We start from the raw sequence: 12,582 nt of genomic DNA, 5'->3' as shown, positions 1-12,582 counted from the left end.
CATGGGGATCTTCAGCGGAGTAGGAAAGTCGCTAGGCTACAACAGCCTGTCCAGCTTCGGTAAAGCCGCAAGCAATAATTTTATTGGCAAAGTTCTGGAACGTTCAACCTCCATACTCTCCGGCAACGCGGGCGGTACGAGAAGTCTAAGTGATGAACTTCGCCATGCGAAATCCATCGCCCACTCTGCCCTGCGTATTCGCTACGCACAAGGCTGGCAATGGGCTATCGAAGCGGACGGACTGAATGGCTTAGATATGTTTGTCAAAGACATTACTTACGATTCCGTCACGATAGAAACAGAGGCTAAACAGATTGGTGCGGTCGTTTTCAACAAACCCACACACCGGGAAGCGGGCACAATCACGATTACCGTTCGTGATTCCGAAGAGGGTGCCATTGCGCGTTGGTTTGATGAAAGAGCAGATCGTGTCACCAATGGAGATGGCACCGTCAATCTTCCGTCTCAATACGCGATGGGAATACGCATATATCGTGTGATGCAAAGCGGCGGCATCGAGCTGGAGAGTGAATTTGACGTCTTTCCGATTTCTCGCGGAGAAACTACGCGAGCCCGTGATCAGGTGACAGAATTTCTTTCCTACCCTCTGACCTTCATTAAGATGTCATCCATTGAAACAAGCACGGCATCAATCATGGGTAGCGCCCTACGTAATGCAGCGTCTGGGGCGGTTAGCACAAATAATATTATTAAATTTTAAATGGGTTATGTATGCAAATTCCTGATTTCCCCCTGCCCTCTAATCCCAATGTGGAAATTCGGTTCCGAATGTCTGATGTCGCCGATGCCATGTCATATTGTGGCACTGATCCTGATCAGGAAGAAGCCCTGACAACGCGTTATTTGAATGAAATTCAGTGTGGAGAGAATAAGCATGATGCTGCGCTTTGGACGGCCCAAGACCGGCGCACCGCGTTATGGTGGATCTTCTGTAATTCCAGAATCAACACGACATTAACTGTTTCTTATGTGTGCTCCCATTGCCAAAAAGACCATTATTACGACTACGATGCAAGAGAACTGGATATGACAGCGGGCGTGCTTACCGTTGAAGCCTTTGAAACCGTCTCTATTCCCGTAAACGGCCAACCCAAAGACTGGGTATTGAAACCATTAGATGGTCGGGCAATGGAACACCTCGAAACCGCACGCAATAACCTGCCACCCCAGAATGACCCTTCTTATCGCAAGGAACTGATTAATCTCAGGGTCATGGAATTAACGCACCAGGCTCATTTGCATGAACAACCGGAAGACTTCATGAAAGCCGCCCAAATCCGTTATGAACTCATAAAACAAATGGCACTGGATACGGAGTTTCCACCGTTAGTCGCCAGTATTGAGCTGATGAATCGCCGCCTGGCTCATGGGCTCGCCATGAAAATTGAAAAAGGGGTCGCTAACCTGCTGCTACCAAAACATGTTTGCCCTAATTCAGGTAAGGAGGGTACGGCCAGTCAATACACTCAGCTGTACACCCCATTTCGGAATCACAACTTCTTTCCAGACTTTAGATCTCAATGGATGGCTGGTATTAACAACTAATCTGGCACTTTACGGTAATCAGCCCACCGGTGATATAGACAGGCTACCTGAATGGCGTGCCTTCAAGATGAATGAATCACTAGAAGAAAAGTTCAAGAAAAATACGTGATGGTGATAACTACATGGTCAACACAGCATTAAAGCTACAAGAACAGGAACGCATCATCAATGCGATTGAAAAAGCCAGTGATGCGGAATTATCGGCCCTTGCGGATATCCGAACCGATATCCGCAATCTGTTCAGCAAAAACGGCAAGGTCAATGCGGGTGACGATGGGTTAATTATCAGCCGGCCATCACGCAGCGTATCAAAAAAAAACCCGCCTAATTCTCTTGGCCTAAAACTCATTGCGGCGGAAAAAGCACCACCAGCCAGCGACACGCAAAACTCAAATAGCGAACAAACGGATAATGTTCGTCATCCAAATGCACACCAAACGGTTGGTAAAATAAAACATACGGCAAACGATAATCAAATAAACGATGTTCGCATCACAAATGACAAGCAAATAAACAACGTTCGTTATCCAAATGCACGCCAAACGGTTGGTAAAACAAAACGCACGGCAAACGATAATCAAATAAACGATGTTCGCATCACAAACGACAAGCAAATAAACAACGTTCGTTATCCAAACGCACACCAAACGGTTGGTAAAACAAAACGCACGGCAAACGATAATCAAATAAACGATGTTTATATCGCAAATGACAAACAAGCAACACACAAAAATAATGGCACTGACAATCCCCCTAACACCGTTTCATTGAAATCCTATTTGGCGAACAAAAAGGCGCTAAATGGAAACCAAAAAGCGCTCGCGTCGGTAGCCGCAAAAAATATCAAAACGGGAAATGATACTGTCCCGGCAACCTCTACACGTCCCAATAGCGGCAACAAAACCGAACAGCCCCGCACAGCTTCAGGGCGTTTTGCGTCAAAAGACAAAAACGAATCACTCAAAACCAATAAAGCACAGCAACAGGAAAAAAAAGACAACGCGAAAATGCAGGCCGGTTTTCTGCGTAAGCTCGGTGGGATAATGGGAGCGTCAGGCAAGACACTGACAGACACAAAGGAGGGGGGCGCAGTAGATGTCATGGGGTCCGCTGGTGGCTCTTTCTGGAAAGCGGGAAAAGAAGCCGCAAATGTCACCTCTAATGCCGTCAATAACGTGGTTTCACTGCATGATTGGGTTAACGGTAAGCGTGAGAAAACTCAGCCGGCAACAAAACAAGCCGCCATAACCCGTCCCTCTATTCCCGCCCCGGCATTAGGTGTTGAAAAACAGACGAAATCAGCCAACGCATTCTCAGCACAAGACCAAAACAACCAAACAAAAGTTATCAAAGAACAGACCAAATTAACGCAAGCCAATGATGAAAAGGTCATTAGCCTGCTTGAAGATCTCGTTGATAAGAATAACGAGAAGAACGGTGATGGCATTCTGGGGACACTCTTCAGTGCGCTGGCGATCAAAGCCATCGGAAAAAAAATCGGGGGCAAACTCGGGGCGGCAATTCTGTCTGCGCTGGCGCTGGGTAAAATCAAATCGCTGATATCCAAATTCAGATCCGGCGGCACCGATGACAGCGGTATTGATATTGACGTTGACGGGCGCGATAAAAAGAAAACAAAAAACAAAAAAACCATAAAAAACATAGGAAAAGGTGCAGCAAAAACAACAGCTGCTGTGGCGAGTTCAACGGGTACAATACTGGCGGGCAAAGCGATCCTTGACAGTGCCGAAGATAAGATCAGTGAAAATGCAACCCAAAAAACCGCAACAAAAGGGGCGGAAAAAGCGGCAAAAGCAGGGGCAGGAAAAAGCGCCGCCAAAGCAGCGGGGAAACTCGCAGCCAAAACAGCACTTAAAGCGGTTCCGGTTGTTGGAACAGTTTTAGGCGCAGGTTGGGATGCCTATGACGGTTTTACAGATACCGACGCACAACGTGAAACCTTTGGCCTAAAAGACGGCCAGGAAGCCACAACCCGTCAAAAAACAGAGTATGCCCTGGCAAACGTGGCTGATCTCGGGGGATTAGTGTCTGGCTCTGCCGGATTGTTGGCGGATGGGGCTAAATGGCTGGGCATGGACAGCGTGTCCGACGCATTGACATTTGATGCCGGTGACATTGCTAAAGCATTAGACAATAAAGTCACTGGCGTTCTTAATTTGTTCTCTTCTGATGACCAAAATAAAAAAGATGCACAACAGCTTAAACAAAGCGAATCAGAAAATATTGAGTTGGTTCAGGCTATCACTGAAGGCGCAGACAAAACAACTCAGGCCGTAAACAGTTTAGCCAATCAAATTCCCCTGCTTGGTGCTGAAATGGGACAAGATGGTAAGACAGTGCCTACTGTGTCTCCAACTACACCGCTTCAAAATAATTTTGGTGACGGCTTGAATATTGGGGGTAAAAACGCCAGCAACCGAAATTTCCGCAATAATAATTTTGGTAACTTGGTCTATGTCGGGCAGAAGGGCGCTCGCCTTGAAGATGCCAATGCAAAAGGCGAGCGTACTTTCGCTAAGTTTGATACCCCAGAAGAGGGCATGAGGGCGCTTGCCAACCAAATTACGGCATATGCTAACGGAACGTCAAAAGCGGTCGGTTATCAAAAACTCAATACCGTTGAATCCATCATTACTAAATATGCGCCCAAAAATGAAAATAACACCGAAGCGTATATAGCCAATTTATCAAACGCGTTAGATGTTAAAGCCGATCAGCAACTGGATCTATCAAACCCTGAAGTCATGACAAAGATGATCAGGGCTATTTCCACCATTGAAGGGGGAAACCCCCAAGTAACCGATGAATTTATCAAAAATGCAATCGGTACTCGTGACGAATCAGCCAATTCATGGGTCGGTAAGTTTAGCCCAGAAACATTGGCCCATGTGAACAAAGCACGGGCAGAAAATGGGCTGACAGCCATTCATTCAGGTGAACAATTTAGTGCGCCTGAAACCATAGGCACAACGGCTCAGGCGAAAGGAAACATGGCGTCTGTCGCATCACTGGCGACGACAGCACCTGAATCAAAAACAAAATACCAAGAGCACCAAGAAGCCAAAGATGTTAAAACGTCGGATGATAAAAAAACAGGCTATTGGGACAGTGTCAAGGATGCGCGTAATATCGCGGATGAAAAGATCACTAACGTGTTAGAAGGCAATAATGTTGCCGGTATTCGTCTGAATAGACCGGATGCAGGATTAACACTCCCAACGAATGCCAGTGCGAAAAATCTGCCTGCCGGATTACGAACGGCCATGCTGCCCGCCGATCAGATTGCCCTGGCACATAAAACGAAACGTGTCGAAAATCGGGCTTACAACCCGCTAGAACAAACACAAAGCTACAGAGAAAATATCCCCGTATCTGCCATAACATCGGCTAACAAGGGCAGTATTTCAGTTGCCCTGGCAAAGAATGTGAATGAGCCGTTACCAGAACCTAAACCGGCTTCTGGCAGTTTTTCACAAACGTTAGCGGATATTGTCTTGCCTAGCATGGCCGATACCGCTAAGAGCATGACACAAGGTTTTTCCAGCAGTGGAATGCTTGACGATATGCTAGGCACACTTGGATTGGATAACAGCCAAACTAGCGCATTTTCTCCCCTCACGGGCTTTATATCCCAACAAATTGATAGCGGTGTGCATGGAATGGTAGATACCGTTGCCAATACGGTCCGTCAACCGGTCAGCATGACCATGCCCAGTCGTCTGCCCACCGTGACGGATCTCGCTGCCAGTGGGGTAAAAACGCCGGTCACACGCGATAAATCGTCCAGCAATACAGATAGCGCCATGCTTACCCAGTTGCAAAAAATATCGGTGTCTATCGAAAAACTGATCGGCGTTCAAAAAGAAGCAAATAACAATGGAAAAGACCCCAATACAACCGAGAATTCCGCGCAGCCAGCACCGAGAAGCGATATTCCGCTGGGTGCCGCAAACGACGCACTATCCGAAATGCTCAGAGACAGGAATCACTAGGAATGAATGAGATTGACTGCTTACTACGTATCGATGCTGGTGGCTTAACCCTCAAGTCAGGAGAAAGCGAAGCCTTGCCAGCACGGTTAGAGGAATGGTTACGTACTCCCGTTGGGAGTATTTATGGCTTACCTGAGTGGGGCAATCCTTTAGTGGAATTCAAACATGAGCCAACCAATCAGCTTGTGGCCGTCTTCATTGAGAATCGTTTGATCTCCAAATTACGGACTGATGTTCCCGAAATCAGCCTGTCTGGGATACGCTGCGCACCCGCTAACGATGCCATAGATATGTATGTAATCACATTCCAAATACAAACCGGTACAGTCACGATTGGGCTGCAAAAGGGGAATTAATGACTATTCAGGATTTACTCGACAAATTTAATGAAACACTTCAGCAGAATAGCTGGTGGGCGCGTTTCACGAACAGCCAGTTCGTCAAAATGATGGTAATTTTTGGCGCACAAGTTATTTATTATGCGCAAACCTTTGCTGAACGCGCCTTAGCGGAGGGATTTATTTCAACAGCGACCAAACGTTCATCCATCTTGGCCGCCGCTGAAGATAAGGGCTATGTAGGCCGATTAATTACCCCCAGCAGTGGGTTAGCGTCCGTGCGAAATAAGACATCCAACCGCATTCAGTTACCGGCGTTTTCGACTTACTTATCCGATCATCAGTATCCATACATGATCATGGATGTGTTAGATATTCCCGCTGGCGAAACGATTACAGATATCAATATTAAACAGATGGAGATTGTTAAAGTCACAAAAAACGTCCAGCTGGAAGAAGATTTTACGTCTGTCATTCTGCCTAAAAATCTGACCGCTGAATGCGTGAAGATTGACGTCTACGTCACCATTGATGGTGTCGAAGCATTATGGGAAGAAAACCCGCAATTCCGCCTCGCAACAGGGACAAGTCAAAACTACGTCCTGTTTTATAAACCAACAGAACAATTAGGCATTCGCTTTGGCGATGGGTCTATCGGGAAAAAACCCCCAGAGGGCAGTATCATCGATATTCACGTTTGGTGCAGTGCCGGGGATATCACGTTGGTAGAAGGACAAAAGTTGATACCGTCGAATTCATTTTCTGTCTACACCAATAATTTAGAAATTATCACCACAACCCCTATCACCAACGGTGCAGGGAGTGAAACGACGGAAGAAATCCGAAACCGCGCTCAATACTACATTGCCTATGACGATCAGGTGGTTTGGGGTGGGGACTACAAATTTTATTTGAAGTCAAAAATTGTCGGCACGTCATGGCTTAACATCTGGGGAGAGCAGCAACAGGAAAAATCCACCGGCATTAAGGATCTGAATAATATTAACGCGATTTTCATTTGTGGCCATAAGCCCCAATCAACGCAGGGATCATTGAAAAAAGAAATTTTAGATGCCCTAGAATCCATTCCCAATGCGCTGAACAAAAAGTTCGTTTATGTCGAATCTAACGAACTGCCCTTCACGATAAAGCTCACAGGGGTTGCTATCAAAAGCGTCATTATTTCAGATGCAAAAACCAAAATCCGTGATCAGTTAAATACCCAGTTCGGGCGCGATGCCACCAGCTTTGATTCAAACAGCGCCGGTGATTTTGAACAGATCCGGGTCAATAACCTGTGGGCTTGTGTTGAATCGTTGGATGTACTGGCTGAATTCAACATTGAGGTTATTGGTATGACGGAGGCAAAACAGCTGAATGATTTTATCTATCTCGATACTGAGAATTCAGTGTTCGAAATCGCTTATTAAGGTTAGAAATGATTAAGGATTGGTTAAAGAACAGGCTTACACCAGAAAAGCAAAAATCAAAACTGTGGTGTGAGTTTACAGACAGCTTACAAGCCGTTTTAGAAAAAACGGTAGAGCCATTGTTGGAGCGCCTTTCCAATAGGAAGTCGATCTTTACAATGCACCCTGAAGACCTGGATAAGCGCATCGCAGAGCTGGGGAAATTTTTCATCATTCGGACGGAAAACGAGAAAAGCAAACCAATTTTGCTCTCTCAGCGTCTTGATGAGATCCATTTTAAGGGCACGGAAAGGCCCATTTCCTCCACCTTTTGGCGGGAATTTAACAACCTGCCGGCCAAATGGGCGCCTTTATGGGCCCCTCTGGATCAAGAACACTTTCCCTATGGGACAGTGTTTCTTCCACAGGAGCTGGTAGAAACCGCCAAATCACGCTATGGCGAGTTTTTTCTGACCTCGCGGGGGGTAATCCAATTGTCACTCAACACGCTGTATGAACAATATGGCTACAAAGAGCAGGCAAAGCTGTTCAGAAGATTAACGGAACAATTTGATCAGGTTATTGCGCCTCTTATTCCATTGGAAATCGTGTATAACGGCTTTCATTTTTTTTTCTACTTCACCATCACGGAAGAAGCGGAATTACTGATCCTCAAACAGCTCCGCATATTCATCGATGCGCAATTTAAACTTCAGGATGTCACCAACACATTATCGGGATATACCCGCCAGTTAAGACTGCCAAATCAGACCATCAGCGCCATTATCCGCCCGCTGAAACAGCGCATACATCGCTTTGATGAAATGCCCCTTGATGCGTGGGCGTTAGATTTACACCAAACGCCCCCTATTATTCCCATCCCTTTTGGCATGCAAAATGATCCACGGCTGATCCTCATTGATAACAAAATATGGATATCCACTGAAGGCCATTATGGGTGTCTTGTGTCACTGAAAGGGGCAGGGATAAAACGCTATTCATTTCCATCATGGGCGAAAAAGGTGTGTTTACCGATCCCCGCTGAACAGATCGCACGGGTAGAAAAAATAACCTACTGTATCATGCCAGAATACCTTCTTTATGACGTCCAGCTGGAAGAACACTACGATGCCGTTCGCCTGAAGCAGACAGCAGAACAGGTACGTATCAGCGCAATACCGGAAGGGCACAACACGGTTGAAAACATACGCCTTAACACCCAGCTCTCATCCAATATTCAGCTGAAAGATGACAGCGATATCACTCGCCTGCAACACATGGCTGAACAGATACGTGTCAGCGCCATACCGGAAAAAAATGAGACGGTCGAAGGAATACGGTTTAACACGGGGCTCTCATCCAAGATAGCGCCGGTCGAATTCAACGCCTTCACCCGCCTGAATATGACGGAAATACGCCTTTTCTACGCGGTACAGCTAAATGATAAGCGGGATACCGTTCGCCTTGAACGGACAACGGAACAGGTGCGTATCAGCGCAATACCGGAAAAGCGCGACACGGTTGAAAGAATGCGATTCAACACCGAACTGTCGTCCAAGATAGCGCCGGTCGAATTCCAGACACTCACCCGCCTGAACATGGCGGAAACGCGTCTGTTTTACACCGCTCAACTGCATGATCGCAGTGACATCACCCGTTTTAAACACTCGGCTAAACAAGTCCGTGTCAGTGTCATACCGGAAAAACGCGACACGGTTAACAAGATGCAAGTGGGTGCCGAACTCTCATCCAACATGGTGCCTGTCGAATTCAATGCCCACACCACCCATTTGAAAATGAAAATGGACGAAGTGCCATTAGACATGTGGGCGCTTGATGTCAACGTCCTCGCGCCGCCTGTCTTTATGGGTGATCCCCGTCTTAGGGAAGTATCCGGCCGGGTCATCCTTGAAACAACAGGACAGCGAGGCTGTTTGGTCAGTTACTCAGACGGTAAAATGAGCAGTTATGAGTTCCCGATGGGAACCACTGAAGTGCAGCTGCCAAGCGATGGTTTACATTCATTTAACGATATAGTGAAGATCGTCTTTATCTAGTCAACGCTAGACCAAATAAACCCCACAAGAAGGACTTTTGAGATGAAACTAACTGAATTACAACAGCAAATTCACCAGCAAAATGTTGATGCGGATTGGTGTGACAATCCAAGAGAACGAGGCACGTTACTTTGTTTAATTCACTCAGAAATCAGCGAGGCAATGGAGGGAGAGCGTAAAAATTTGATGGGCGACCATTTGCCTCATCGTCCTATGGCTGAGGTCGAATTGGCTGATGCAGTGATCCGAATTTTAGATTATGCAGAGGCATTTGGTTATGACATCGAGAGCGCGATTGCTGAAAAGTTAGCATACAACAGACACCGGGCAGACCATAAACGAGAGAATCGCGCCAAGACTGGCGGTAAGGCATTTTAATGAAAATCAAAACAAGCGAACTGACGGGACGGGCGTTGGACTGGGCTGTGGCTAGGGCTGTTGGCATGGATATTTATATGGTCAATCACTACGATGATGAGTACGCATGGATTGGTAATGGTAGAGTTAGACAGGCAGCATTTGAAAAACCGATTATCACGGTTGGATTGTGTAATGACGTGCATATTGAATTCGAAGCTGAATCAAAACCGTATTCACCATCAACCGATTGGGCGCGGTGCGGGCCGTTGATTGAGAAGCACCATGTTGAATTAAACTTCAATTCAGTCAGTGAAGAGTGGTCGGCATACATATTTAATTTCGAAGAGCTTGAAAGTGTAATTGAAGATGGTGACACACCACAAATCGCCATCTGTCGTGCTGTCGTCGCTGCACAGTTAGGCGACGAGGTAGAGATACCGGATGAACTGATGGAGGGAGAAAGTTAAAAAACTGCGGGGATTAATTGACAGTTATTCAGGCATGGAACCAGAGGGCAAATAACGATGACCAGAGCAGCGATTGAGCGACTGAACAATTCAGCAGGCCATAATTATCAGTGGTCAGAAATGTGTCGGGTTCACCTCTGTAAAGGGTGTGGTACAGCAGAGCACCGCAGCGGCTGGTATTGGTGGGCTGGTTATAAATCAAAAGTTGAGCCGCCGTGTTACCAACGATGCTCTGAGGATGAACTACTGAAATGGCAAGAAAAGGCTATTTTCGAAGGGATATAACGGAGGTTAGATGGATAATTTCTGCCTGCATGAATCGAATAAAAAACTATTTTACGAAAATCTAAAACAACTACTCGACACTCACCAAAAACTCAGTATCTCAGTCAAACCCTACAGAAAAAAACGCTCACTATCTATCTCAGAATGCCCTATGGGTTTATTGAGAAATTATAGTTCCAATATACTGCCGTAAAATACACAGAATGAGGTTGTTTTATGGCAGATGCTCTCGCCTCCGTATCAAACGGAAAGCTCTACAAAGGTCAATTACTGAACTATTACTACAGTCGCCGTGCTGAATCTGCAATCGGTGTTAACGGCCAATTTTTAATTACCAAAGGCTGGTTTGGTACTTCCTCGCTGGTCACCGCCAACCCGACCGGTGGCTGGGATATTGCCAATATTCCCTTGGATTTTGCAAATAAAGATCTTCTGAAGAAATTCGCTGAATGTTCACTTATCTGTACCGTATCCGGTAGCACCATCTCAATCAATGCAACATTGCCTGAAGCGGATCTTCCCGAAGATAAAGCCTTTGACTTCAACACACTGGCGCTGGTGGATAACAAAGGCAATATTTTTGGCATCTTGTGCTGCCAACAAGACACGCTTCATAAGGGAAAACTATTTACCGCATTGATGACAATCGAGCAGAAGGTGGCCTAATGTCTCAGGTAATCAACGAAGCTGTCGTGCTTTCCAGTGACAGGGACTCCCTGCCACTGTTGGCCGATGTACAATATTTGGAGCCATACACATCAAGCGCCTTAAATCGTAAGCTGAAAGGGATCTTACGGGCAGGTATTTATGCCGGATTTCACCCCAAAGCGGGTGCTGGACTGTCAGTGATGATCACCTCCGCCTCAGAGAAAGACGGGCAGGGCGCAGCATCAATCAACGTCGGTAAAAGTCAGATTTCCATTCAACAGGTGAAAGATGTCATTGTTCCGGTTCCGGCCAGTAAAACCAGCATCATTGCGCTGGAAGCCAATTTTGAATTCGGCAAAGTCACCAACCAAGTAGATTCATCCTCCACGCTTAAAGCGGCTCATATCGTCGTGGTAGACGTTTCTCAGGGTATATCAGGCAATCAGTTAGAGTTATGCCGTGTTAACGTCCCTATGGACGCTAAGGCTGTGACACATGCCATGATTGATACCTCGCATCGTGTGGCGCAAACTGTTGGTATCACATTAAGCGAAAAGATCGACAGTGATGATGAAGGGATTGCCGCCAATCCCAAGGCCGTCAATATTCTCAGGAAAACATTGCTTGGTGATGCCCCTAATGGCTTAAACACCTTCGGCCAGCTGGCAAAATCGCTTGGCGGAAATAAAAACTTTGCTGAAACGACGAACAATGCGTTATCGGGGAAGATGTCAAAACAGGAAGTGGCTTTTCTTGATGACATGGGCAAATTTCAACATTGCTTATCGAGCGGTTTTTACAAGGTGGGAATTAAGAATATCGCGGCGGTTGCCGATGCACCGGCAGGGTTTTACGGTTACGGTATTCTGGAAGTACACAATAGCAATGGCGTCATTGCCCAGCGTTACACTGCTCATAATGGACAAGTCGCAGTACGACAATCCTGGGATAACGGGGCTAAATGGATCGGATGGACTCCGATCTATTCATCCACCACCAAACCCAATGCCGCCGATGTCGGGGCCTACGGCAAGGGCGAGACGTACAGCAGAGGGGAAGTCGATAGCCGTGTCAATGATGTCAGGAACTCTGCCAATAATGCCAACAATAACGCCAATGGGCGTGTACCAGCTGGCCGCAAGGTTAACGGCAAACCCCTGTCCGCTGATATTGCACTGAACGCCGCCGATGTCGGGGCCTACGGCAAAGGCGAGACGTACAGCAGGGCCGAGACAGACAAACAGGTCAATGATGCCAAAACTGCCGCCGCCAATGCCAACAACAACGCCAATGGGCGTGTCCCCGCTGACCGCAAGGTTAACGGCAAGCCCCTGTCCGCTGATATTGCACTGAACGCCGCCGATGTCGGGGCCTACGGCAAAGGCGAGACGTACAGCAGGGCCGAGACAGACAAACAGGTCAATGATGCCAAAACTGCC

Annotated in this window: 10 protein-coding genes and 1 pseudogene; all 11 read left to right on the top strand. The window is 46.8% G+C overall.

Features of this window, described 5'->3' with window-relative positions; translation table 11 throughout:
• Position 1: 1 nt before the first annotated feature.
• Positions 2–721 carry a phage tail protein gene (locus AAC854_RS02985; protein ID WP_340615828.1) on the top strand — a complete coding sequence of 240 codons (720 nt, stop codon included), beginning with the start codon at positions 2–4 and terminating at the stop codon, positions 719–721.
• 11 nt (positions 722–732) lie between these two features.
• The gene (locus AAC854_RS02980) at positions 733–1,566 is read left to right on the top strand and encodes a hypothetical protein (protein WP_047961729.1); all 834 of its coding nucleotides are present in this window, start codon (positions 733–735) and stop codon (positions 1,564–1,566) included.
• A 122-nt stretch (positions 1,567–1,688) separates the two neighbouring features.
• The gene (locus AAC854_RS02975; protein ID WP_340615827.1) at positions 1,689–5,579 is read left to right on the top strand and encodes a hypothetical protein; all 3,891 of its coding nucleotides are present in this window, start codon (positions 1,689–1,691) and stop codon (positions 5,577–5,579) included.
• 2 nt (positions 5,580–5,581) lie between these two features.
• Entirely contained in the window at positions 5,582–5,935 is a 354-nt protein-coding gene (locus AAC854_RS02970) for a hypothetical protein (RefSeq protein WP_273549122.1), read from the top strand.
• Complete coding sequence (locus AAC854_RS02965; protein WP_340615826.1) at positions 5,935–7,347, top strand: baseplate J/gp47 family protein; 1,413 nt, start codon at positions 5,935–5,937, stop codon at positions 7,345–7,347. The genes AAC854_RS02970 and AAC854_RS02965 overlap by 1 nt, the downstream gene beginning before the upstream one ends.
• Before the next feature lie 8 nt (positions 7,348–7,355).
• Positions 7,356–9,383 carry a hypothetical protein gene (locus tag AAC854_RS02960; RefSeq protein WP_340615825.1) on the top strand — a complete coding sequence of 676 codons (2,028 nt, stop codon included), beginning with the start codon at positions 7,356–7,358 and terminating at the stop codon, positions 9,381–9,383.
• A 42-nt stretch (positions 9,384–9,425) separates the two neighbouring features.
• Positions 9,426–9,761 (top strand): nucleoside triphosphate pyrophosphohydrolase family protein, encoded by a 336-nt coding sequence (locus AAC854_RS02955; protein ID WP_340615824.1) that lies wholly within the window; start codon positions 9,426–9,428, stop codon positions 9,759–9,761.
• On the top strand, positions 9,761–10,210 hold the full coding sequence (locus AAC854_RS02950) for a phage protein NinX family protein (RefSeq protein WP_340615823.1): 450 nt from the start codon (positions 9,761–9,763) through the stop codon (positions 10,208–10,210). The genes AAC854_RS02955 and AAC854_RS02950 overlap by 1 nt, the downstream gene beginning before the upstream one ends.
• Positions 10,211–10,267: 57 nt before the next feature.
• Entirely contained in the window at positions 10,268–10,495 is a 228-nt protein-coding gene (locus tag AAC854_RS02945; protein WP_047961724.1) for a hypothetical protein, read from the top strand.
• A gap of 216 nt (positions 10,496–10,711) precedes the next feature.
• A complete protein-coding gene (locus AAC854_RS02940; protein WP_340615822.1) occupies positions 10,712–11,161 on the top strand; it encodes a phage tail protein in 450 nt (149 codons plus the stop codon).
• Positions 11,161–12,582, top strand: a pseudogene (locus tag AAC854_RS02935) (hypothetical protein); the annotation flags it as partial. The gene AAC854_RS02940 and the pseudogene AAC854_RS02935, both read left to right, overlap by 1 nt.

This window comes from Xenorhabdus entomophaga (assembly GCF_037996725.1).
Lineage (GTDB): Bacteria > Pseudomonadota > Gammaproteobacteria > Enterobacterales > Enterobacteriaceae > Xenorhabdus > Xenorhabdus khoisanae.
Note: the sequence above shows the minus strand (reverse complement) of the source record. Positions and strands in the feature narration are given on the sequence as shown.

Bases quoted from the DNA above. Each gene is read 5' to 3' on its own strand.
- AAC854_RS02950 (WP_340615823.1), top strand. From the start codon at position 9,761: ATGAAAATCAAAACAAGCGAACTGACGGGACGGGCGTTGGACTGGGCT.
- AAC854_RS02960 (WP_340615825.1), top strand. From the start codon at position 7,356: ATGATTAAGGATTGGTTAAAGAACAGGCTTACACCAGAAAAGCAAAAA.
- AAC854_RS02945 (WP_047961724.1), top strand. From the start codon at position 10,268: ATGACCAGAGCAGCGATTGAGCGACTGAACAATTCAGCAGGCCATAAT.
- AAC854_RS02975 (WP_340615827.1), top strand. From the start codon at position 1,689: ATGGTCAACACAGCATTAAAGCTACAAGAACAGGAACGCATCATCAAT.
- AAC854_RS02965 (WP_340615826.1), top strand. From the start codon at position 5,935: ATGACTATTCAGGATTTACTCGACAAATTTAATGAAACACTTCAGCAG.
- AAC854_RS02980 (WP_047961729.1), top strand. From the start codon at position 733: ATGCAAATTCCTGATTTCCCCCTGCCCTCTAATCCCAATGTGGAAATT.
- AAC854_RS02940 (WP_340615822.1), top strand. From the start codon at position 10,712: ATGGCAGATGCTCTCGCCTCCGTATCAAACGGAAAGCTCTACAAAGGT.
- AAC854_RS02985 (WP_340615828.1), top strand. From the start codon at position 2: ATGGGGATCTTCAGCGGAGTAGGAAAGTCGCTAGGCTACAACAGCCTG.
- AAC854_RS02970 (WP_273549122.1), top strand. From the start codon at position 5,582: ATGAATGAGATTGACTGCTTACTACGTATCGATGCTGGTGGCTTAACC.
- AAC854_RS02955 (WP_340615824.1), top strand. From the start codon at position 9,426: ATGAAACTAACTGAATTACAACAGCAAATTCACCAGCAAAATGTTGAT.